Below are 22370 nucleotides of genomic sequence, written 5' to 3' on the forward strand. Positions count from 1 at the left end.
CCCCTCACCCCCGGGAGCTGCGGAGGGAGCCGCCGCGGGGGCGAGGCCCGCCGGAAGGCAGCGCCTCAGCGATCGGCCCCGGGCATCCCGGACGTCGTCCGCGCCCCAGACCTCCTCGGCACGCTCGACGACCTCAACGCCCTGGACGTCCCCGGCCTGCCCGGCGTGCCATGCGCGCCCGGCAGTTTCCGCCCCCGGACGTCCCTGGCGTGCCCGGCGTGCCCGGCAGGCTCCGCCCCCGGACGTCACCCGCGCCCCGACAACAGCCAGGCCCCGGACCTCCCCGGCGCACCCGCCGACCTCCGAGCCCCAGACGTCCCCGGCGTGCCCGACGTCCCCGGCATGCCCCGCGTCCCCGCGTCCCCGGCATGCCCCACGTCCCCGGCGTGCCCGGCGTGCCCGGCAGGCTCCGCCCCCGGACGTCACCCGCGCCCCGACAACAGCCAGGCCCCGGACCTCCCCGGCGCACCCGCCGACCTCCGAGCCCCAAACGTCCCCGGCGTGCCCGACGTCCCCGGCAGGCCCCACGTCCCCCGCGTCCCCGGCATGCCCCGCGTCCCCTGCGCGCCCGGCAGTCTCCGCCCCCGGACGTCACCCGCGCCCCGACAGCAGCGAGGCCCCGGACCTCCCCGGCGCACCCCACACAGCCTCGGAGCCCCGGACGTCATCCCCGCCCCGACACCCGCCGAGCCCCGGACATCCGCGCGCTCACTGACCGGTGACGACCGCCGCCTGGGGTCGGATCGGCAGTCGGTTGACCGGGCGCCCCGTCGCCGCCCGTACCGCCGACGCGATCGCCGACGGTGACGCCACCACCGGCGCCGCGCTGACGGCCTTCGCGCCGAACGGCGCGACCACGTCCCGCTCCTCGACCAGCTTCACGATCCGGATGTCGGGCGCGTCCAGCGCCGTCGGCAAGGCGTACCCGGTGAGGTCGGGGTGCCGTATCACGCCACGCGGCGTGCGCAGGTTCTCCGTGAGGGCGATGCCCACCCCCTGGGTGACGCCGGCCTCGATCCGCGCCGTCAGCTGCGCGGGGTTCAGCACCCGGCCGACGTCCTGCGCGACCGCCAGCTCCACCACCCGTACCGAGCCGATCTCGATGTCGACGTCCACCACCGCGCGGATCGCGCAGAAGGCGAGCCCCACGAAGGCGTCGCCCTGCCCGGACGCGTCCAGCGGCTCCGTGGGGTGCGGGCGGCACTGCGCGGTCGCCCACAGCTCCTTGCCGTCCAGCGCCTCGGTGACGGTCGTCGACAGCACGCCGTCGTACGACGTGATCTTGCCGTCGGTGATCTGGAGCAGCTCGGTGGACATGCCGAACTTGTGCGCCAGCGGCTGCAGCAGCTGGGTGCGGACCATCTTCGCCGCGCGCTCCACCGCACCGCCCGACACCCAGGTGTGCCGGCCGCGGCAGCCGGGTCCGGCGGGCGGCTGGTCGGTGTCGACCGGGGCCACGTGCACCTCGTCGATGCCGAGCGTCTCCTGGACGATCTGCCGGGCGAGCGTGGCGAACCCCTGCCCGGTCTCGACGGCCGCGCACAGCACGGTCGCCACACCGTCCTGCACCTTCACGGTCGCCGTGGAGACCTCGTCGGCGCCCTCCGCGCCGAGCATGTGGACCATGCCCAGCCCGTAGCCCACGCCCCGGCGCACCGCGCCCGGTTCGCCCGCGCCCTCGGGGCCGCCGGGCAGCAGCCACTCGTCGGCGGGCGAGTCCTTGGGAAGCGCGGGGAGCGGGAAGTCGCGCACCGCCTGGAGGAGTTCGGCGACCGGCGCGGGGCAGGTGACCGTCTGGCCGGTGGGCAGGACGTCCCCCGTGGACAGGACGTTGCGCAGGCGCAGTTCGGCCGGATCGATGCCGAGCTTCTTCGCCAGCTTGTCCATCTGCGCCTCGTAGGCGGCGCAGACCTGCATCGCGCCCTCGCCCCGCACATGGCCGGAGGGCGGGTTGTTGGTGCGGACCGCCCAGCCCTCTATGAAGGCGTTCGGGACGACGTAGGGGCCGCAGGCGAAGGCGACCGCCGCGGCCAGCGCCTCCGCCGAGGTGTCGGCGTACGCGCCGGCGTCGAGCAGGATCTGCGCCTCGACCTTCACCAGCTTGCCCTCGGCGTCGGCGTGGTGGCGGTAGCGCAGCAGCGTGGGGTGGCGGTGCGTGTGGCCCAGGAAGGACTCCTCGCGCGTCGCCGTCAGTTTCACGGGGCAGCCGGTCCTGAGTGCCAGCAGGCCGAGCGGCAGCTGGAAGCCCGGGTCCTCGCGGTCCGCGGTGGCGCCGGGCACGCCGGTGACGACGACCTTGACGCGCTCGGGCTCCAGCCCGTAGCAGGCGGCCGCCCGGTCGCGGTCGGCGTGCGGGTCGGTGGAGGCGAGGTACAGCTCCACGCCGCCGTCGGGACGCGGCACCGCGAGGCCCGCCTCGGCCCCGATGGGGGCGGGGTCCTGGCGGCCGATGCGGTAGAGGCCCTCGACGACGATCTCGCCCTGCGCCTCGGGGTCGCCGTGCAGCAGCGGGATGTGCCGGATCAGGTTGCCGTCCGGGTGCAACGGCTCGGCCTCGAAGGCCTGCTCGGGGTCGGTCACCGGGTCGAGCACCTCGTACTCGACGATGACGGCGGCGGCGGCCATGCGCGCGGTGTCCGGGTGGTCGGCGGCGACGGCGGCGATGGGCTCGCCGTGGTGGCGCACGACCTCGGAGGCGAACACCGGACGGTCCGCCTTGCCGCGTCCGTGCGACATCTCGCCGGGCACGTCCTCGTGGGTGACGACGGCCCGTACACCGGGCATCTCGCGCGCGTGGGTCGTGTCGATGGACACGATGCGCGCGTGCGGGTGCGGTGAGCGCAGTACGGCCGCCCAGAGCAGGCCCTCGGCCCACAGGTCGGCCGCGTACGGGAAGGTGCCCTCGGTCTTCGCGCGCGAGTCCGCGGCGGCCAGGGAGGCGCCCAGGCCGTGCGGGAGCGGCTCCGCGGGCGGTACGGCCTCCGCGGTGGTGGTCGCGGTGGCGGCTTCGTTGCTCACGCCTGGCCTCCGTCCTGGCCCGGTCCGTAGGACTGGTCACGCGGTCCGGGCGGTCCCCCGGGGGACTCGAAGGCCGACCGGTTGACACCGCCGGCGCCGGGGCCCGCCTGATGAGGGATGCGCGGCTCGTCGGCGTCGGGTGCGGACGCGTCGCCCGCGGAGTGCGCGTCGCGCTCGGCGACCACGTCCTTGACGGCTTCGAGCACGGCCCGGTAGCCCGAGCAGCGGCAGAGGTTGCCGCACAGTGCCTGGCGGGTCTCCAGCTCGGTCGGCGCCGGGTTGCCCTCCAGCAGGTCGTGCACGGTCATCGCCATGCCGGGCACGCAGAAACCGCACTGCACGGCACCGCACTTGGCGAGCGCCCGCTGCACGTCCGACGGCTGCCCGTCGACCGCGAGGCCCTCCACGGTGCGCACCTCGCTGCCGGCCGCGGTGACGGCGGGCACCAGACAGGAGGCGACGAGCCGCCCGTCCACCTGGACGTTGCAGGCCCCGCACTCGCCCTGCGAGCAGCCGTCCTTGGCGCCCGCGAGCCCGAGCCGCTCGCGCAGCACGTAGAGCAGTGACTCGCCGATCCACGCGTCGGTGACGGGACGGTCGGCGCCGTTGACGCGCAGCACGTAGGAGGCGAGGGGGTGGTCCTCGTGCGAGGCGGCGCCGGACGGCTCGGCCGAGAGGCCCGGATCGCCTTCGAGGCCCGCGTGTTCGGGCCCGGCGTCCGCGTCACCGGCCGACGCGGCGGCGGGCGCGGTGCGCGAGGAACCCGCGGCGCGCTCGGCAGCGCTCTCATCAGAGCCCTCGGAGGGGCCCTCAGCGGCCTCGGCACCCCCCGGCGCACCCGGCATGCCCCGCGGCCTCTCGGCGGCCCTCTCAGCCGCCTCCACGCCCTCCCGGGCCCCCGGCGCCTCAGGAGCGCCGTCGTGGCCCTCGTCGTGCGGGGAAACGCCGTCCGCCGGGTGCTCCGCGGGGGCGTCGGCGTACAGCCCGCCGGCGTGCTGCGCGCCGGGGTGCCCGGGTCCGGCCTCGTGCGGCTGACCGGTGCCGTGCCGCTGCGCGCCGTCGGGTGCCTGCGCACCCTCGTGCCCCCAGGACTGCCCGCCGGTCTCGCCGGCCCATGGCGCGGACGCGCCGCCGGGCAGCGTGGCGGGCGGCGTGCCGCCCCACTGCTCCACGAGGGCGGACGTGGTGAACTCGCCCGACTCGTCCGGAAGGTCACCGTTCGCGACGGGGATCGACCACTGTCCGGTCACGTCGTGGCCGGGTGCGGGGGCGGCCTGCGCGTGACCCGCGTGCGGATGCCCGGCCTGCGGGTGCCCGGGCTCCGCGGGGGCGGTCTCCTCGTAGCTCCACTGCCCGGTCGCCGCGGGGTCGTAGCCGAACCGGTCCTGCGCGGCGCCCTGGGACATCGCGTTCGGTTCGGGCCACTGCGCGCCCTCGGAGGGCACCCCCCAGGCGCCGGTGGCCGCGGGGTCGGTGCCGCCGGCCGGCGTGACCGTTATCGGCGGCGGCACATAGCCGTGGCCGGGCGCGGCGAGCGGGCTGTCGGCGGCGGCCAGGAGCGCGTCGATGCCGCCCTCGGGGAGCTTCACGAAGGCGGTGGCGCCGTCGTCGTAGTCACCCTGGGGCAGCGGGTCCCAGCGTCCTCCGCCCTGGGGCGTGCCCTCTCCGTGCTGGTCGTCGGTCACGACAGCGCCCTCCCCAGTGCTCGTCGGGCCAGCGCGGCGACGGTGCGCCGCAGGTGCAGTACGGCAGGCGGAAGCTGCGGCACCGAACCGTCCTCGGCCGGTGGCGCGTCGGGGATGCAGGCCGCGGCGACGTACTCGCCGAAGGCGGAGAGCGCCTCGGGGACGATCGCGCGGTTGTTGTCCCAGTCGATGAGCTGCGCGACCCACTGCTCGGCCTCCAGGGGCCGCAGCGGCATCGGCGCTATGGCGCCCACGGCGCACCGCACCCCGCGCCGGGCGGGGTCGAGGACCAGCGCCACGGAGGCGACCGCCCGCCCGGGGCCGGTCCGTCCGGTCGCCTTCAGGAAGACCTGCGGGGCGTGCAGCAGGGGCACGCGCACGTACCCGATGAGTTCACCGGCGCGGAGCATCTCCACCCCGGCCAGCAGGTGCGACACCGGGATCTCCCGGCGGGCTCCTCCCGGACCCGCGATGACCAGCGTCGCCTCCAGGGCGGCCAGCACGGGCAGCGCGTCGCCCGTCGGGGCGGCGGTGGCGATGTTGCCGCCCAGCGTGCCGGCGTTGCGGATGTGCGGCGGGCCCGCGGCGCGCGCGGCGGCGGCGAGGGCCGGGATGAGGGCGGCGAAGTCGGGGCGGCCCATCCGCGCGTGGGTGAGGCCGGCGCCGAGCAGGGCGTGGCCGTCCTGGTACTGCCAGCCGCGGATCTCGCTGATGCGGCCGAGGCCGACCAGCGCGGCGGGCCTGAGCTGACCGGAGTTGACCGAGGTCATCAGGTCGGTGCCGCCCGCCACGGGCACGGCGGCAGGCATGGCGGTGAGGGCCGCCACGGCCTCGTCCAGTGTCGCGGGCAGCGTGACGGCCTGCCCCGCCTGCGGTGCGTGCGTGGTCAAACCGGCTGCCCCTTCCCGCTGCCCCACCTGGTCCCGCCTGTGTGGCCGTACGGTACGTGCCGACAGGGCGGACGTGGCAACTCTGGCACATCTTCGCAGGACCCGAAGACGGGGGTCCGCTAGGAGACGTTCGCCCACCTCATCGGGGAGATGGACCGATTTGTACGCACATCGACGCGCATCACCGCTCGGCAGGAAAATGCCACTCTTCGGTGACCCTTGTCCGCTTTTTTTCCCGGCTGTTCGAGGCCTGCCCGCTTTCCGCGCCGGGACCTACCTGCTCGGCGGCGCCCCCTCGATCGGGCGGCCGAGGACCCCGGGCCGTTGCTGCCAGGGCCGGGGGCCGGTGGGCGGCCGGTAGGCGACGCCCAGGGCGTCAAGTCGCCGGTAGTGGGAGGTCATGCGGTGTTCGAAGCCGGCGAAGTCCCGTTCCGCCGGGGCGGGCAGGGCGCTCCAGGCGACCTCGGCGAAGGCGGCGAGCCTCGGGAAGGCCTGGTAGTCCACGCGGGCCTCGTCCTCCATCACCTCGGTCCACAGGTTGGCCTGGGCGCCGAGCACGTGTCCGGCCTCGGCCTCGGTGAGTTGTGGCGGTACGGGTTCGAAACGGTAGACGTCCTCCACGGTGCGCACATAGCCGATGGGCACGGGCTCGTCGGGGCCGTCGGCCTGCCGGTGGTCCAGGTAGACCTGCTGCTCGGGGCACATCACGACGTCATGACCGGCCCGGGCGGCGGCGATTCCGCCCGCGTAGCCGCGCCACGAGGACACCGCCGCCCCGGCCGCGAGACCGCCCTCCAGGATCTCGTCCCAGCCGATGAGCCGACGCCCGCGCGCGGCGAGCCAGGTGTCGAAGTGGCCGATGAACCAGGACTGGAGCTCGTCCTCGTCCTTCAGCCCGAGTTCCCGGATGCGCGCCTGCGCGGTGGGCGACTGCCGCCACTGGTCCTTGAGGCATTCGTCTCCCCCGACGTGAATGAACTCCGACGGGAACAGCTCCAGGACTTCCTCGAACACCCCCTCGTAGAACCGCAGGGTGTTCTCGGTGGGGGCGAGCACGTTCGGATTGATCCCCCAGGTGTCCCAGACGGAGAGCGCCGAGGTGTCGACGACGTCGGTGTTGCCGAGTTCCGGATACGCGGCGATGGCGGCCTGCGAGTGCCCCGGTACGTCGATTTCCGGGACGACGGTGATATGCCGCTCGGCGGCGTAGGCGACGATCTCCCTGATGTCGTCCTGGGTGTAGTGGCCACCGTGCGGCTTCTCCTCCCACAACGGCGAGGCGCGGTGGCCGAATTTGGTGCGGGCCCGCCAGGAGCCGACCTCGGTCAGCCGGGGGTGGCGCAGGATCTCCGGACGCCAGCCCTGGTCGTCCGTCAGATGGAAGTGGAAGACATTGAGTTTGTGGGCGGCCATCAGGTCCAGGTAGCGCAGTACGCCGTCCTTCGGCATGAAGTGCCGGGCCACGTCGAGCATGAGACCGCGCCAGCGGAATCGGGGGGCGTCCTCGATGATCTGGCTCGGGACGGCGACGGTGAGGTCCGGCCGGACGGGTGCCCGCCGGAAGGCTTCCGGGCCGAGCAGTTGACGCAGTGTCTGCGCCCCCCAGAAGACCCCCGCCGGGTCACCGCCGCGAATCTCCACGCCGTGGGGGGCGGTGACGCTCAGCCGGTAGGCCTCCGGTCCCAGCGAGTCGTCGAGCAGCAGCCGTACGCCCCCTCGGGCGTCCCGCGGGCCGGGGCGCAGCGGCAGCCCCAGGGCCGCGCCGAGCGTGGCCCGCAGCCAGCGTTCCGTCGTCTCCGTCCCCGCGGCCGCCCACAGGGTGGTGTCCCGGTCCAGCTGGACCCCGCTGCGGTGGGAGCCCTCGACGGCGCGGGGCGCCGGAATCAGTTCACTCATGTCAGTCCTTAACCGCTCCGCCCAGCCCGGACACGAGCCGGCGCTGCACCAGTACGAAGAACACCAGCACCGGAATCGTCATCACCGTGGACGCCGCCATCACGCCGCCCCAGTCCGGTTCCTCCGGTTTGTAGAAGACCAGCAACGCCATCGGCAGCGTGGACTGCGAAGTGTCGCTGATGATGAAGGACTTGGCGAACAGGAAGTCGTTCCAGGCCGAGATGAAGGAGAACACGCTCGTGGCCACCAGTCCCGGGAAGACCAGCGGGAAAAGGATCTGCCACAGGAATCGCGACCGGCTCGCCCCGTCGATGTACGCCGCCTCCTCCAGCGCCTCGGGCACCGCTTTCACGAATCCCCGCAGCATCCAGATCGCGAAGGGCAGGGAGAAGGCGATGTGCGGCAGGATCAGCGAGCCCAGCGTGTTCAGCTGACCGAAGTCCCGCATGAGGAAGAACAGAGGGATCGTCAGTGCCTCCACGGGCACCATCTGGGCCACCAGGAACATGATCAGCAGGGTGGTCCGGAAGCGGAACCGGAATCGTGTCACGGCCGTCGCGGCGAGAAACGCGATCAGCGCCGAGACGATCACGACCGTGCACGCGACGACGAGACTGTTGACGAAGTACCGGCCGAATTCCTGCTGCCCGAAGACCCGCCGGAAAGAATCGAGGGACGGGGTCAGGGTCCACGGCCGAGGGGTCGCCGACTCGATCTCCCCGGCCGGTTTGAAGGCGCTCAGCACCATCCAGTAGAGGGGGAAGGCGACCACCGCCGCGATCAGCAGCGCGGCCGCCTCGGCAGCCGTCCGCCACGGCCTGCGCACCATGCCGCTCAGAAGATTCACAGCTCCTCCCCCTGCCTGCGCAGCAGCCGCAGGTACACGAGCGTCACCGCGAGCAGGATCAGCAGCATCACGACGCCGATCGCCGAGCCGAGGCTGTACTGCGAGGACGCGAACGCCTGCTGGTAGGCGTAGACGTTCAGCACGAGGTTCTGTCCCGCGATGCCGCCGCCGCCCGTCATCACGTAGATCTGCGTGAAGACCTTGAAGTCCCAGATGATCGACTGGATGGTGACGATCACCAGGATCGGGCGGAGCATCGGGGCCAGCACGGAGCGCCAGGTCCGCCACTGCGAGGCGCCGTCCAGGGCGGCGGCCTCCAGCACCTCCGTGGGGACGGCGCGGATGCCCGCGTACACGGTGACCATCACGAACGGGAAGGAGCACCAGACCACTTCGAGCAGGACGAGGAAGAAGGCGCTGAACCGGCCGTACGTCCATGAGTGGTCGCCGAGCCCGAGGATCCGGTTGACCGGGCCGAAGTCCGGGTCGAACAGCAGCAGCCAGACCGTGGAACCGGTGACCGCCGGCGTCGCCCACGCCCCGAGCGCGGCCAGCATCAGCGCGAGCCGCGGCACCGCCCGTACGCGCGTCAGCAGTACGGCGAGCGCGCAGCCCACGGCGAGCGTGGCGAGGACGCAGGCGGCCGCGAAGACCACGGTGGCCAGCAGCACCTGCCAGAACTGCTCGTCGCCGAAGAGCCGCGTGTAGTTCCGAAGGCCCTGGAAGGACGTCGGCTCCCCGCCACTGACCTGCGCCTGGGTGTACTCCAGGAAGGAGATCAGCCCCAGCTGGTAGACGGGGTAGACGAGCAGGCCGCCGATGACGACGAGGGCCGGGGCGAGGTACAGCCAGGGCGCCCGCCCCTGCCGGGAGGGTCGTGGGGATCTGCGTGACGGCCCCCCGCCGGCCCGCGGCCGCCCCCGAGCCGAGACCGCCTCACTGTCGGGCGCCACCGGCGTCAGCGGCGTCACCGGCGTCATCCGGCGGAGCCGAACGCGGCGTCCATCTTGTTCGCCGCGTCCTCCGCGGCGGCCCCGACGTCCTTCTTGCCGCTGACGATCTCCTGGAACATCGTCGGCAGCACGAGCGAGGAGTCGATCTGCGCCCAGGCGGGCGAGGCCGGCACGAACTTGGTCTCCGCGGCCAGCGTCCGCACGAACGGCTTCACGAAGGGCTCGCGCTCGGCCACCTGGCCCCGCACGTCCGTGAAGGTCGGCAGGAAGCCCATGGCGTCGAAGAGTTCACCCTGCGTCCGCTTGGAGGCGAGCCGCTGCATCAGGTCGACGGCGAGCGTGCGGTGCGAGGTGCTCTTCAGGACGCCGATGTTGTTGCCGCCCGCGAACGCGGGCGCGATCGACCCGGACGCCACCCCCGGCAGCGGCACCACCGCGTACTTGCCCTTCACGGACCCGGCTTCCACGGCCTGGTGGCTGAAGTCCCCGCCGATCGCCATGGCCGCCTTGCCGGAGGCGAACGCGGTGATGGTGTCGTTGCCCGTCATGCCCGCGCACTTGGCGGCGGGGCAGTTGTCGTCGCCGAAGAGCGAGGTGTACGCCTCGATGCCCTTGCGCGCCTGCGCGCTGTCGATGGCGGAGGCGTACGAGCCGCCCTTGCCGGTGGCCAGTTCGCCGCCGTTGGCCCAGATGAAGGGCATCGCGCCGTACGTGTAGGCGCCGCCCACCGCGAGGCCGTACAGGTCGGGCCGGGCGGCGCGGACCCGCTGCGCCGTCTCGATCAGCTCGGCCTGCGACTTCGGCACCTCGATGCCGAGTTCGTCGAAGACGTCGGTCCGGTAGTACAGGGCGCGGACGCCCACGAAGTAGGGGGTGCCGTAGATCTTCCCGTCCACCGTCACCGACTGCTTGGCGGTGGGGTCGGTGTCCTTGGCCTCGCTCCAGGCGGTGAAGTCCTCGGTGACGTCCGCCAGGCCGCCGTCCTTGACGTAGCCGGCGGTGTCGGTGTTGCCGTACTCGATCACGTCGGGGGCGCTGTCGGGGTCGTTGAAGGCGGCCTTGATGCGCTGCGCGCGGGTCTCGACCGGGATGTACTCGACGGTGACCTCGGTGCCCTCGTGTGCCTCCTCGAAGCCGTCGAACACGGCCTGGACGACCTGTTCCTTCGGCTTGTTGTTGACCTCCTGGAACAGCCACACGCGCAGCGTGCCGGACTGTTCGTCCTTGCCGGAGCCGGAGTCGTCCGACGTCTGCGGGGCGCAGGCGGCGGTGACCAGGACGGCCGCGACGGCGGCCAGGCGGACGGACAGCTTCATGAAGTGCCTCCGAGAGATGTCGCAGCATGCCGTTGCAACATGTGCAACGACGGTTTCGCTCTGCACAACAACATGCCGGAGGTTATGAACTACATGAACATGTCCACAAGAGGTCTCCACCACTTCGTGACATGAACGCGCGAAGTGGCGGCGGGGCAGCACGAAGAGGCCCCCGGGTCACGCCGCAGCGTGACCCGGGGGCCTCCCGGACATCCCTCGAAGGGTCGGACGACTACTTGTCGCCGCCCTTTCCGCCCTTGCCCTTGTCGTCTCCGCCGGCGCCCATGGACTCGTAGATCTCCTTGCACATGGGGCACACGGGGTACTTCTTCGGGTCACGGCCCGGCACCCACACCTTGCCGCACAGCGCCACGACGGGCGTACCGTCGAGTGCGCTCGCCATGATCTTGTCCTTCTGGACGTAGTGGGCGAAGCGCTCGTGGTCACCGTCGCCGTGGGAAGTCTGCGGCGTGGGCTCTACGAGTGTCCCCGTACCAGTCCCGCGCTCGGGCTCGAGAGTGCTCATAGGGCCAAGGGTACTGAAGCCGTCAGGCAACGGTTGCGCGACCGGCGTCCGTCAGTTGAGCGAGGGGTCGTCGGGGTACGTGGCCACCATGGCCAGCTCATTGCGCTGCCGGCGCAGCACCTCGCGCCAGAGTCTTTCGGGGAACGGCGAGTAGACGTCGCCGGGCTCGGACTCCACGACGTACCAGGCGCCCTCGGACAGTTCGTCCTCCAGCTGGCCCGGCCCCCAGCCGGCGTACCCGGCGAAGATCCGCAGCGAGCCGAGGGCGGAGGCCAGCAGCTCGGGCGGGGCCTCCAGGTCGACCAGGCCGATCGCACCGTGCACGCGCCGCCAGCCGAGCGGGACGGCGTCGCCGGACGCGCCGCCGGGGATGACCGCCACGCCGAGCGCGGAGTCCAGCGAGACCGGGCCGCCCTGGAAGACCACGCCGGGTTCACCGGTCAGCTCCGCCCAGCCCTCCAGGATGTCGCCGACGCCCACCGGCGTCGGCCGGTTGAGCACCACACCGAGCGAGCCCTCCTCGTCGTGGTCGAGGAGCAGCACGACCGCACGGTCGAAGTTCGGGTCCGCCAGGGCGGGGGTGGCCACGAGCAGCCGCCCTGTGAGCGAGGACACCTCGGTCATGCCAGACATGATCCCGCAACTTCCCTCGACGTGGGGAGTCAATCCGGCGACGGGAGTGAACGCAGCTCAGGGCGGACGGAGGCGCCCGGGGCGCACGACGGCCTCCGCGACGGCCTCCGTGACCCCTTGTGCCCGGTACGGCACGGTTCGTGTTGTGACAGAGCTATGACAGGCCTGAGTGGTCCTCGGGCTTACGGCAGGGGGGTCGACGGCGATTACTCTGTCTCTCCGGCCCTTGCCCAACTCATCGGAACGCGAGATACATGACCGTCTACGACGATGTCCTGCTTGTCCACGGCGGCACCCCGCTGGAGGGCGAGATCCGTGTCCGCGGTGCGAAGAACCTCGTACCCAAGGCCATGGTCGCCGCATTGCTCGGCAGCTCTCCGAGCCGGCTGCGCAACGTCCCGGACATCCGTGACGTCCGTGTGGTCCGTGGTCTGCTCCAGCTGCACGGCGTGTCGGTACGCCCGGGCGAGGAGCCGGGCGAACTGGTGCTCGACCCGACGCGGGTGGAGAGCGCCAACGTCGCCGACATCGATGCCCACGCGGGGTCGAGCCGCATCCCGATCCTCTTCTGCGGCCCCCTGCTGCACCGCCTCGGCCACGCGTTCATCCCCGGCCTCGGCGGCTGCGACATCGGCGGCCGGCCCATCGACTTCCACTTCGACGTGCTGCGGCAGTTCGGCGCGACGATCGAGAAGCGGGCGGACGGCCAGTACCTGGAGGCCCCGCAGCGGCTGCGCGGTACGAAGATCGCGCTGCCCTACCCGTCCGTGGGCGCGACCGAGCAGGTGCTGCTGACCGCCGTCCTCGCGGAGGGCGTCACGGAGCTCTCGAACGCGGCCGTGGAGCCGGAGATCGAGGACCTGATCTGCGTACTGCAGAAGATGGGCGCCATCATCGCGATGGACACCGACCGGACCATCCGCATCACCGGGGTGGACCAGCTCGGCGGCTACACCCACCGCGCCCTCCCGGACCGGCTGGAGGCCGCCTCCTGGGCGTCCGCGGCCCTGGCCACCGAGGGCAACATCTACGTCCGCGGCGCGCAGCAGCGGTCCATGATGACGTTCCTCAACACCTACCGGAAGGTGGGCGGTGCCTTCGAGATCGACGACGAGGGCATCCGTTTCTGGCACCCCGGCGGGCAGTTGAAGTCCATCGCGCTGGAGACCGACGTCCACCCGGGCTTCCAGACGGACTGGCAGCAGCCGTTGGTCGTGGCCCTCACGCAGGCCACGGGCCTGTCCATCATCCACGAGACGGTCTACGAGTCCCGTCTCGGCTTCACCTCCGCGCTCAACCAGATGGGCGCCCACATCCAGCTCTACCGCGAGTGCCTCGGCGGCTCGAACTGCCGCTTCGGGCAGCGCAACTTCCTGCACTCGGCGGTCGTGAGCGGCCCCACCCGGCTGCAGGGCGCCGACCTGGTCATCCCCGACCTGCGGGGCGGCTTCTCGTACCTCATCGCCGCGCTGGCCGCCCAGGGCACGTCGCGGGTGCACGGCATCGAGCTGATCAACCGCGGCTACGAGAACTTCATGGAGAAGCTCGTGGAGCTCGGCGCCAAGGTGGAACTGCCGGGCAAGCCGCTCGGCTGACAGCGGGACGCGGCACGAACGCCGATGGGGCGGCCACCCGGATCCGGGTGGCCGCCCCATCGGCGTTGTGCTGCGACGCCCCGAGGGGCGCGCGGACCTACTTGCCCTTGGCGGCTTCCTTGAGCTTCGAGCCCGCGGAGACCTTCACGCTGTAACCGGCCGGGATCTGGATCGGGTCACCGGTCTGCGGGTTGCGCGCGGTGCGAGCGGCACGGTGGGTGCGCTCGAAGGTCAGGAAGCCGGGGATGGTGACCTTCTCGTCGCCCTTGGAGACGATCTCGCCGACGACGTCGGCGAACGCGGCCAGCACGGCGTCGGCGTCCTTGCGGGTCACCTCGGCGCGGTCGGCCAGCGCGGCCACCAGCTCACTGCGGTTCATGTTGTTACTCCCGTGTTCTTCTTGCCATTGAGGCGTGCCACGCGGCGGAGCCGCATATCGGGCACAGCGAAGCCGATGCTGCCAGGGTCCTCGGACGGTCCCCGGACCCGGGTCCGTCGTCAGACGCTCGCGCCCAGGGACGCATCCTGCCCCCACCAGCGGCGGGAATGCCAATCCGGCACCCGCAGGAGTCGTGAGAACACCCTTGGGAGTCACACGAAGAGCGCCACTGACCAGGAACCGGTCCGGCGGACCCTGCCTCCGGACAGGCCCTAGCCGCCCACCCTAGAGGGCGGCCAGGGACGCGAGGTTCCGCGACGCGCCGGTCGGCGGGGCGGTCGTGGTGATCGTCACAGCCCGGTGGTGGGGGCCGGAGGGACGAGTTTCGGGGTCAGATCCCGGACGAGTCGGAAGGGGCCGCCCCGACCGCCTTCGCGGCCTCCCGCACCGCGCCCGCGACGGCGCCGGCGACCTTGTCGTTGAACACGCTCGGGATGATGTAGTTCGGGTTGAGCTCGTCCTCGGTGACGACGTCCGCCAGCGCCTTCGCGGCCGCGATCATCATCTCCGTGTTGACGGTGCGGGACTGCGCGTCCAGCAGGCCGCGGAAGACGCCCGGGAAGACCAGCACGTTGTTGATCTGGTTGGGGAAGTCGGAGCGGCCGGTGGCCACAACTGCCGCGGTCTGACGGGCGATTGCCGGGTCGACCTCGGGGTCGGGGTTCGCGAGCGCGAACACGATCGCGTCGTCGGCCATGGCGGCCACGTCGTCGCCGTCGAGGACGTTCGGGGCCGAGACGCCGATGAAGACGTCCGCGCCGCGCACGGCCTCCTTCAGGGTGCCCGTGATGCCCTCGGGATTGGTGTTGTCGGCGATCCAGCGCAGCGGGGAGTCGGTGGCGGCCTCGACCAGGTCCTTGCGGTCGGCGTGCACGACACCGTGGATGTCGGCGACGACGGCGTGCTTGACGCCGGCGGCGATGAGCAGCTTCAGGATCGCCGTGCCGGCCGCGCCCGCGCCGGACATGACGACACGGATGTTCTCGATCGCCTTGCCCGTCACCCGCAGCGCGTTGGTCAGCGCGGCGAGCACCACGATGGCCGTGCCGTGCTGGTCGTCGTGGAAGACGGGGATGTCGAGGGCCTCACGCAGCCGGGCCTCGATCTCGAAGCAGCGGGGGGCGGAGATGTCCTCCAGGTTGATGCCGGCGAAGCCCGGGGCGATCGCCTTGACGATCTCGACGATCGCGTCGGTGTCCTGGGTGTCCAGGCAGAGCGGCCAGGCATCGATGCCGGCGAACCGCTTGAAGAGGGCCGCCTTGCCCTCCATGACGGGCAGCGCGGCCTTCGGGCCGATGTTGCCGAGCCCCAGCACGGCGCTGCCGTCCGTCACCACCGCGACGGAGTTGCGCTTGATCGTGAGGCGGCGGGCGTCCTCGGGGTTCTCGGCGATGGCCATGCAGACGCGGGCCACACCCGGCGTGTAGACCATGGAGAGGTCGTCACGGTTGCGGATGGGGTGCTTGGACTGCATCTCGATCTTGCCGCCGAGGTGCATGAGGAACGTACGGTCGGAGACCTTGCCCAGCGTGACGCCCTCGATGCCGCGCAGCTGCTGCACGATCTGGTCGGCGTGCGCGGTGGAGGAGGCCGCGATCGTGACGTCGATGCGGAGTTTCTCGTGTCCGGACGCGGTGACGTCGAGGCCGGTCACCGAGCCTCCGGAGGACTCCACGGCGGTGGTGAGCTGCGAGACGGCCGTTCCGCTCGCGGGCACCTCCAACCGGATGGTCATCGAGTAGGAGACGCTGGGCGCCGTTGCCATGGCCGACTTCCTCTGCTTTCACCGTGTCGCGATTTCCCGTCCGATCGTCGCACCTACCGTCGAGTACGTGGTAGCCGCCCTGGATTGCGCTCATTTAGTTCACAGGCGAACAGCCCTGGGAACACAGCGGGTAGAGCGACATCGGAAAACTTCTTCCACCATACGAGAGACGATCAGACATGCAAAGAGGCCCACGTCACATGAGACGTGGGCCTCTTCCACCGTTCGATGACACCGACCCGCCATGCTCGCCTCGCGGCAAGTGGTCGCTCGTAGCGACGAAGGTTGGGCCCGGGGGCTTGGATCGGGCCGGTGTCACTGCCCAGGCTAACAAACGGATCCCGTACGGCCATTCCCGTCCCGCCGGTTCATCCGGTTCAGTCCCTCAGCAGGTCCGGCACCCCGGCCGCATCGGGCTCGTCCCGCTCCCCCGAGACGATCGTGAGCTGCTGCGTCGCCCGGGTGAGTGCGACGTAGAGCACACGCAGTCCGGCGGGCGACTCGTCGGCGATCTCCGCGGGCGAGACGACGACGGTGGCGTCGTACTCCAGGCCCTTGGCCTCCAGGCTGCCGAGCGCGACCACCCGGTCGCCGAGCCCGGCCAGCCAGCGGCGGGCCTCCTCGCGCCGGTTCATGGCGACGACGACACCGATCGTGCCGTCGACGAGGTCGAGCAGCCGGGCCGCCTCCTCGCGCACGCTCTGGCCGAGGGACGCGCCGACCACTGCGAAGCGCGGCTCCACCCCGGTGGAGCGCACCGCCCTCGGGGACTGAGAGCCCGGCATGGCCAGGGCCAGCACCTTGGCGGCCAGCTCGGCGATCTCGGCCGGGTTGCGGTAGTTCACCGTCAGCTCGAAGCGGCGGCGGGGGCGGGAGCCCAGGGCCTCGTCGCGGGCCGACGCCGCCTCGTCCGGGTCGGACCAGGAGGACTGGGCCGGGTCGCCGACGACCGTCCAGGTGGCGTGCCGGCCCCGGCGGCCGACCATGCGCCACTGCATCGGCGTGAGGTCCTGGGCCTCGTCGACGATGACGTGGGCGTACTCGGTGCGCTCCTGCGCCAGCCGCTCGGCCCGCTCCCACTGCGTCTCCTCCCGCACCGGCATCAGCTCCTCCAGGCCGGTGAGCTGGTCCAGCGGGTCGAGTTCGCGCCGCTTCCTGGGACGGGCGGGGGCGCCGAGGATCGCCTGCAGCTCGTCGAGCAGGGCGACGTCGTGCACGGAGAAGCCGTCGCGTCTGAGCGAGCGGGCGACCTTGCGCACCTCCCCGGGGTTCAGGATCCTGCGGGACCAGCGGCCGAGGCGCCGCTCATCGGCCATGGCGGTGAGGACCGCGCGCGGGGTCAGCTCCGGCCACCAGGCGTCGAGGAAGGCGAGGAAGTCGTCCTCCGAGGTGATGCTTTCGTCGAACGAGGACCGCAGCTCGGCGGCCAGCTCCGGATCCGCGTGCCGGCCTGCCGCGCCGGACCGCTCCCACAGGGCGTCCAGCAGCAGCTTGCGGGCGCGCGGGCGCAGCAGGTTGACGGGGGCCGTGCCGCCCAGCGCGGCGCTCCGGATCCGCTCCAGCTCGGGGGCCTCCAGTTCGAGCCGGCGGCCGAAGGCCACGACCCGCAGGCGCTGTGGCGAATCGTTCAGCTCCAGCGTTCCGCGGGCGGCCTTGCGCAGCACCTTGAGCATGCGGTGCGAGCCCTTGGCGCGGGCCACCGACGGGGAGTCGTACAGCACGGCCTCGGCGCCGTCGACCAGGGAGCCGATCGCCCGGATCGCGACCTGCCCCTCCTCGCCGAGGGAGGGCAGCACGCCCTCGGTGTACGCCACCAGCAGCGGCGTCGGCGAGACGATGAGGATGCCGCCCGCGTACCGGCGACGGTCCTGGTAGAGCAGGTACGCCGCCCGGTGCAGGGCGACGGCGGTCTTGCCGGTGCCGGGGCCGCCCTCGACGTAGGTCACGGAGGCGGCGGGGGCCCGGATGACCAGGTCCTGCTCCGCCTGGATCGAGGCGACGATGTCCCGCATGGTGTGGCCGCGGGCCTGGCCGAGGGCGGCCATCAGCGCGCCGTCGCCGATGACGGGCAGCTCGTGGCCGTCGAGGGAGGCCTTCAGCTCGGGACGCATCAGATCGTCCTCGACGCCGAGGACACGGCGGCCCTTGGAGCGGATGACCCGGCGGCGCACCACCCGGCCGGGGTCGACGGGCGTGGAGCGGTAGAAGGGGGCGGCCGCGGGCGCCCGCCAGTCGATGACCAGCGGGGCGTAGTCCTCGTCCAGGACACCGATGCGGCCGATGTGCAGGGTCTCGGCGATCTCGGCCGTGTTGTCCGGCCGCACCGCGCCCTCGGCCGGCTCCACGGCGGTGTACGCGCCGTCCGGGCCCTTCTTGCCGTCCTTGCCGGGCAGCAGGTCGATACGGCCGAAGAGGAAGTCCTCGAACTCGTTGTTCAGCCGGCTCAGGTGGACGCCTGCCCGGAAGACCTGCGCGTCGCGCTCGGCGAGCGCGCCGGGGGTGCCGACGTGGCCGCGCTGGGCGGCGTCGTGCATGAGGAACTCCGCCTCGTGGATCTTCTCCTCCAGGCGGCGGTACACCCGGTCCAGGTGCTCCTGCTCTGCGCCGATCTCTCGGTCGCGTACGGAGTCCTGGGCGGGGTCGAGCGCGGCTTCCTGTTGAGCCTGAGCGGCCACCGGGCCCCCTTCTGACGTGCTGGGCAGCCGTCCACCGTACGCGAAAGGGACCCCTGAAGGCTACGCGTGAGCCCCGGGTCCGTCACCTGACGGCCCCCGGGGCTCATGTCGTGACCGCTTCGCAGCAGTCGTCGTACCGCGCTACGCGCCGATCTCCACCAGCAGATCGCCGTCGAAGGTCATGACCTCGAAGTGGTCGATCTCGTTCGGGGCGAAGGCGGCGCCGCCCTGGATGTAGAGCGGGTTCTTGGCCTGGTCCGTGGTGGCGTTCGGCAGGCCGTACCCCCAGTCCGGGACGGACCAGTTGCTGAGCGTCTCCCGCTCGCCGTTCTTGCCCACGGCGATCAGCGAGCACTTCTCGGGGCCCTTGACGTTCTTGAGCTCCAGGACCGCGTCGGTGCCGTGCGGCTTCTCCTGCATCGCCACCGTGCCGCTGACCTGCGTCTTGGGGTCGGTCGCCGTGACCCGGTCGGGCATGCCCTTGAAGGCCTGCTGGGCCGGGCTGACCGCCTGCACGGTGCGGTTGGCACCGCCGGTGTCCTCGCCGCCGGTCGCCGCGACGGAGACCAGCGGGCCACCGACGATCAGCGCGGCCGAGGCCGCGATCATGTACATGCTGCGGCGGCGTTTCTGGGCGCGGCGTTCGGCGACCTCGTCGACCAGCTTCTCGGCCAGCCGCGGGCTCGGCCGGGCGGACAGCGACTCGCCGATCGAGGGTGTGCCGGTGCCGGGGAGGTCGGCGAGCGCGGCCAGCATCGGTTCCATCCCGGCGAGTTCGTCGAGCTGCTGGGCGCACCACTCGCAGCCGGCGAGATGGACCTCGAAAGCGGTTGCCTCGTGGTCGTCGAGGATTCCGAGGGCGTAGGCGCCGACGGTCTCGTGTTCGTTCGGGCCCGTTGATCCCTGCATGGGGCCAGACATACCCGGGCCCCCCGTTCCGTATCCCCCGTATGTGTTCATCACGCCGTCACCCCCCGCTCCTCCAGCGCCAGCTTCATCGACCGCAGGGCGTAGAACACCCGGGAGCGCACGGTGCCACTCGGTATGCCCAGGGTCTCCGCCGCCTCATTGACGGTACGCCCCTTGAAATACGTCTCGACGAGCACCTCCCGGTGGGCAGGGGTCAGGTCGTCGAGCGCGTCCGACAGCGTCATCAGCCACAGCGCCTTGTCGATCTCGTCCTCCGCGGGGATGACCTCCAGCGGCGACGGGTCGACCTCCTGCGGCCGGGCCTGCCGGCTGCGGTGGCCGTCGATGACGATGCGGCGCGCGACCGTCACCAGCCAGGGGCGTACCGAACCGGTGGCCCGATTGAGCTGACCGGCGTTCTTCCAGGCACGGATGAGCGTTTCCTGTACGACGTCCTCGGCGCGCTGCCGATCTCCGGCGACCAGCCTGAGGACGTACGCGAGCAGAGGTCCGGCGTGCTCCTGGTACAGGGCACGCATCAGCTCCTCATCAGGTTCCGAGGGCTGTGAGGACATGCGATGTCGGGCCCTCGATCCACGTTCATTGGCCACGGCCGCATCCTTGCGCACGCCCACCTCCGGTGTCCGGGGGTTCCCCCAGTCGGTCGCTCGCCACGGGGTACGGACAGGGGGCCTCGGGTGTTCAAAGCGAGGGGACGGTTTTCTTCGGGGTGACGTGACGTGAGAGGACATGGGGGCACATTCCCCCCGCCCCTCCTTTACATTTCCGCCACATCGGCAAGGCGGTGCTCCGGGAAACGGGGACCGACGTCTGAAACGGCGTGTTGTCGAAATCACTTCGACGGGCGCGAACGCCATGTGCGCACAAGCCGCATAACGGGCCGTCAGGCTCGGGACACCGCCGTGCGCCGGCGGTGCCGGGCGACCCGCTCGCGGTTGCCGCACACCTCACTGGAGCACCAGCGTCTGCGCCGGCCCCGGGAGGAGTCGAGGTAGACGAGGGGGCAGTTGTCTCCCGCGCACTGCCGCAGTCCCGCCCGCGCGACGGGGTCGGTGAGCAACTCCACGGCGTCGCGGGCGATCGCGCCGAGCAGCGCGGCGCACTCCGGCGGGCCGTCCAGCTCCCGTACGAGCGTGCCGTCCTGACCACGCCGGGCGCGGGGCGCCGGGGGCGCGGTGCGGGCGACGGCGTTGACCTGGGCGAGCGGGAGGTCCTGCGGGCGGGGCTCGGGGGACAGGGTGGCGCGCACCAACTGGTCGATGTGGCCGCGCAGTTCATGGAAGGCGCCGAGCCAGGTGGCGTCGGCACGGGCCGCCACGGTGCCCGGGGGGACGAGGCCGGATCCGGTGATCCAGGCGTGCAGGGCGGCCGCGGAGCAGAGGCGTTCCACGGGGTGGGCGGTCGCCAGGAGGTCGAGGCAGATCCGGCCGGCGCCGAACCGCAACTCGTAGGGGGCCGTGGCCATACCCAGTGCCATGTGCGCGTCACCGCCTCAGCGTTCCGCCGTACGTTGCTGCGTGCCGGGGTTCGTCTGCGGCGCCGGTGTGCCCGGTCGCGCCACAGACCTCACAATGTGCCTGCCCCGAACGACGATCGGTACCCCTCGCCGCACAACGCGCCCCTCAGAGTCGCGGGGAACGACGCGACGGGCCCCCACGGCGCACGGGGTCACGGCCACTCCCCAGCCACCGGCTCGTTGACGCGCCCCACAGGGGCGCGAGGAACTGCGCGACCAGCCACAACGGCGCCGCAGTCGAACGCCACAGGGGCGCGGGGAACTGCGCGACCAGCCACAACGGCGCACGGGGTCACGGCCACTCCACAGCCGCCGGCTCGTCGACGCGCCCCACAGGGGCGCGAGGAACTGCGCGACCAGCCACAACGGCGCCGCAGCCGAACCCCTCAGGGGCGCGAGGAACTGCGCGACCGACCACGACGGCGCCGCGGCCGGGTGACGGCACGCGCCGGCCGATCGTCGGCCACAGAACAGCCGCCGCATCGTGTCAGGTGTCGGCGTACTTCGTGTCGGTCGGTGGATCCAGGGCCAGTCGGTAGCCGCGTTTGACCACGGTCTGGATCAGCTTCGGCGCGCCGAGGGCCGTCCGCAGGCGGGCCACCGCCGTCTCGACGGCGTGCTCGTCCCGGCCGGATCCGGGCAGCGCCCGCAACAGCTCGGACCGGGCGACCACCCAGCCGGGGCGGCGGGACAGGGCGCGCAGCAGCGACATACCTGCCGGCGGCACGGGCTTGAGGTCGCCGTCCACCAGGACCGCGTGGCCCCGGATCTCCACCCGGTGCCCGGCCACGGGCAACGACCGCGCCCTGGCGGGCAGTTCCTTGCACAGGAGCTGGACGAGCGGGCCGAGCCGGAAGCGTTCGGGCTGGACGGTGTCGATGCCGCGGGCCTGCAGGGGCAGCGCGGTGACCGGGCCGACGCAGGCGGGCAGCACGTCGTGGTGGAGGGCGGTGAGCAGTTCCGCCAGCAGTCCCCGCTCCTCGGCGCGGGACAGCAGGGACGCCGCGGCGGGCGCGCTGGTGAAGGTCAGCGCGTCGACGCCGCGCCCCACCGTCGCGTCGAGCAGCCGGTCGACGGGCGCGAGATCCTCCGGCGGCATCCACCGGTAGACGGGCACGCCGACCACCTCGGCGCCGCCCGCCCGCAGCGACTCCACGAACCCGGGCAACGGCTCGCCGTGCAGCTGCACCGCGACGCGCCGTCCGTCGACGCCCTCCTCCAGCAGCCGGTCGAGGACCTCGGCCAGCGACTCGGAGGACGGCGACCAGTGCTCGGTCAGCCCGGCCGCCCGGATCGCGCCCTTCACCTTGGGCCCGCGGGCGAGCAGTTCCACCCCGCGCAGCCGGTCGAGCAGCGTCTCCCCGAGCCCCCACCCGTCGGCGGCCTCGATCCAGCCCCGGAAGCCGATGGCGGTCGTCGCCACGACCACGTCCGGCACCCTGTCCAGGAGTTCCTCGGTGGCGGCCAGCAGTTCGCTGTCGTCGGCGAGCGGCACGATCCGCAGGGCCGGCGCGTGCAGCACGGCGGCCCCGCGCCGCTGGAGCAGCGCCCCCAGCTCGTCCGCCCGGCGCGCGGCCGTCACGCCCACGGTGAACCCGGCGAGGGGCCCGTGCTCCGCGCCTCGCTCCGGCTGTCCCGTTCCCTGCTGTGGCTCGTGCATCACTCGGTCTCGTCCCGCACTCGACT

At 72.3% G+C, this 22370-nt stretch carries 17 protein-coding genes; 1 reads left to right on the forward strand and 16 read right to left on the reverse strand.

The window, feature by feature from the left end:
• Window positions 1-708 precede the first annotated feature (708 nt).
• The 9 genes from ACZ7LV_RS31010 to ACZ7LV_RS31050 all read right to left on the reverse strand — a co-directional run bounded on the left by ACZ7LV_RS31010 (window position 709) and on the right by ACZ7LV_RS31050 (window position 11755).
• Complete coding sequence (locus ACZ7LV_RS31010) at window positions 709-3018, reverse strand: xanthine dehydrogenase family protein molybdopterin-binding subunit (protein ID WP_471944179.1); 2310 nt, start codon at window positions 3016-3018, stop codon at window positions 709-711.
• On the reverse strand, window positions 3015-4703 hold the full coding sequence (locus ACZ7LV_RS31015) for a 2Fe-2S iron-sulfur cluster-binding protein (protein WP_471944181.1): 1689 nt from the start codon (window positions 4701-4703) through the stop codon (window positions 3015-3017). The genes ACZ7LV_RS31010 and ACZ7LV_RS31015 overlap by 4 nt, the downstream gene beginning before the upstream one ends.
• Window positions 4700-5593, reverse strand: a complete 894-nt coding sequence (locus ACZ7LV_RS31020) for an FAD binding domain-containing protein (protein ID WP_401681077.1) — start codon at window positions 5591-5593, stop codon at window positions 4700-4702. Before ACZ7LV_RS31020 ends, ACZ7LV_RS31015 begins: the two co-directional genes overlap by 4 nt.
• 273 nt (window positions 5594-5866) lie before the next feature.
• The gene (locus ACZ7LV_RS31025) at window positions 5867-7489 is read right to left on the reverse strand and encodes a beta-N-acetylhexosaminidase (RefSeq protein WP_471944183.1); all 1623 of its coding nucleotides are present in this window, start codon (window positions 7487-7489) and stop codon (window positions 5867-5869) included.
• Between the two features lies 1 nt (window position 7490).
• Window positions 7491-8336, reverse strand: a complete 846-nt coding sequence (locus ACZ7LV_RS31030; protein WP_471944185.1) for a carbohydrate ABC transporter permease — start codon at window positions 8334-8336, stop codon at window positions 7491-7493.
• Window positions 8333-9316, reverse strand: coding sequence for a carbohydrate ABC transporter permease (locus tag ACZ7LV_RS31035; RefSeq protein WP_471944187.1), 984 nt, complete (start codon window positions 9314-9316; stop codon window positions 8333-8335). Before ACZ7LV_RS31035 ends, ACZ7LV_RS31030 begins: the two co-directional genes overlap by 4 nt.
• A complete protein-coding gene (locus tag ACZ7LV_RS31040; protein ID WP_471944189.1) occupies window positions 9313-10605 on the reverse strand; it encodes an extracellular solute-binding protein in 1293 nt (430 codons plus the stop codon). Before ACZ7LV_RS31040 ends, ACZ7LV_RS31035 begins: the two co-directional genes overlap by 4 nt.
• 232 nt (window positions 10606-10837) lie before the next feature.
• Window positions 10838-11131: a DUF3039 domain-containing protein gene (locus ACZ7LV_RS31045; RefSeq protein WP_365454059.1), complete on the reverse strand. Its 294-nt coding sequence runs from the start codon at window positions 11129-11131 to the stop codon at window positions 10838-10840.
• Between the two features lie 51 nt (window positions 11132-11182).
• Window positions 11183-11755 carry a YqgE/AlgH family protein gene (locus ACZ7LV_RS31050; protein ID WP_471944191.1) on the reverse strand — a complete coding sequence of 191 codons (573 nt, stop codon included), beginning with the start codon at window positions 11753-11755 and terminating at the stop codon, window positions 11183-11185.
• 263 nt (window positions 11756-12018) lie between these two features.
• Here ACZ7LV_RS31050 and murA point away from each other — a divergent pair, with 263 nt between their 5' ends.
• Window positions 12019-13359 carry a UDP-N-acetylglucosamine 1-carboxyvinyltransferase gene (gene murA / locus ACZ7LV_RS31055; RefSeq protein ID WP_471944193.1) on the forward strand — a complete coding sequence of 447 codons (1341 nt, stop codon included), beginning with the start codon at window positions 12019-12021 and terminating at the stop codon, window positions 13357-13359.
• A gap of 97 nt (window positions 13360-13456) precedes the next feature.
• Here murA and ACZ7LV_RS31060 read toward each other — a convergent pair whose 3' ends face one another.
• The 7 genes from ACZ7LV_RS31060 to ACZ7LV_RS31090 form a co-directional block, all read right to left on the reverse strand.
• Entirely contained in the window at window positions 13457-13738 is a 282-nt protein-coding gene (locus ACZ7LV_RS31060) for an HU family DNA-binding protein (RefSeq protein ID WP_365454050.1), read from the reverse strand.
• Between the two features lie 391 nt (window positions 13739-14129).
• Window positions 14130-15563: an NAD-dependent malic enzyme gene (locus tag ACZ7LV_RS31065; protein ID WP_471944195.1), complete on the reverse strand. Its 1434-nt coding sequence runs from the start codon at window positions 15561-15563 to the stop codon at window positions 14130-14132.
• 377 nt (window positions 15564-15940) lie between these two features.
• Window positions 15941-18238, reverse strand: a complete 2298-nt coding sequence (locus ACZ7LV_RS31070) for a HelD family protein (protein WP_471944197.1) — start codon at window positions 18236-18238, stop codon at window positions 15941-15943.
• 141 nt (window positions 18239-18379) lie between these two features.
• Window positions 18380-19147: an anti-sigma factor family protein gene (locus ACZ7LV_RS31075; RefSeq protein WP_471944199.1), complete on the reverse strand. Its 768-nt coding sequence runs from the start codon at window positions 19145-19147 to the stop codon at window positions 18380-18382.
• A gap of 50 nt (window positions 19148-19197) precedes the next feature.
• Window positions 19198-19782: a sigma-70 family RNA polymerase sigma factor gene (locus tag ACZ7LV_RS31080; RefSeq protein WP_196462372.1), complete on the reverse strand. Its 585-nt coding sequence runs from the start codon at window positions 19780-19782 to the stop codon at window positions 19198-19200.
• 269 nt (window positions 19783-20051) lie between these two features.
• The gene (locus ACZ7LV_RS31085; protein ID WP_471944201.1) at window positions 20052-20645 is read right to left on the reverse strand and encodes a CGNR zinc finger domain-containing protein; all 594 of its coding nucleotides are present in this window, start codon (window positions 20643-20645) and stop codon (window positions 20052-20054) included.
• A gap of 526 nt (window positions 20646-21171) precedes the next feature.
• Window positions 21172-22344, reverse strand: a complete 1173-nt coding sequence (locus ACZ7LV_RS31090; protein WP_471944203.1) for a uroporphyrinogen-III synthase — start codon at window positions 22342-22344, stop codon at window positions 21172-21174.
• Window positions 22345-22370: the final 26 nt, after the last annotated feature.

This window comes from Streptomyces sp. NPDC107562, assembly GCF_055657325.1.

Bases quoted from the DNA above. Each gene is read 5' to 3' on its own strand.
- ACZ7LV_RS31060 (WP_365454050.1), bottom strand. From the start codon at position 13,738: ATGAACCGCAGTGAGCTGGTGGCCGCGCTGGCCGACCGCGCCGAGGTG.
- ACZ7LV_RS31025 (WP_471944183.1), bottom strand. From the start codon at position 7,489: ATGAGTGAACTGATTCCGGCGCCCCGCGCCGTCGAGGGCTCCCACCGC.
- ACZ7LV_RS31075 (WP_471944199.1), bottom strand. From the start codon at position 19,147: ATGCAGGGATCAACGGGCCCGAACGAACACGAGACCGTCGGCGCCTAC.
- ACZ7LV_RS31050 (WP_471944191.1), bottom strand. From the start codon at position 11,755: ATGACCGAGGTGTCCTCGCTCACAGGGCGGCTGCTCGTGGCCACCCCC.
- ACZ7LV_RS31085 (WP_471944201.1), bottom strand. From the start codon at position 20,645: ATGGCACTGGGTATGGCCACGGCCCCCTACGAGTTGCGGTTCGGCGCC.
- ACZ7LV_RS31045 (WP_365454059.1), bottom strand. From the start codon at position 11,131: ATGAGCACTCTCGAGCCCGAGCGCGGGACTGGTACGGGGACACTCGTA.
- ACZ7LV_RS31090 (WP_471944203.1), bottom strand. From the start codon at position 22,344: ATGCACGAGCCACAGCAGGGAACGGGACAGCCGGAGCGAGGCGCGGAG.
- ACZ7LV_RS31040 (WP_471944189.1), bottom strand. From the start codon at position 10,605: ATGAAGCTGTCCGTCCGCCTGGCCGCCGTCGCGGCCGTCCTGGTCACC.
- murA (WP_471944193.1), top strand. From the start codon at position 12,019: ATGACCGTCTACGACGATGTCCTGCTTGTCCACGGCGGCACCCCGCTG.
- ACZ7LV_RS31035 (WP_471944187.1), bottom strand. From the start codon at position 9,316: ATGACGCCGGTGACGCCGCTGACGCCGGTGGCGCCCGACAGTGAGGCG.
- ACZ7LV_RS31065 (WP_471944195.1), bottom strand. From the start codon at position 15,563: ATGGCAACGGCGCCCAGCGTCTCCTACTCGATGACCATCCGGTTGGAG.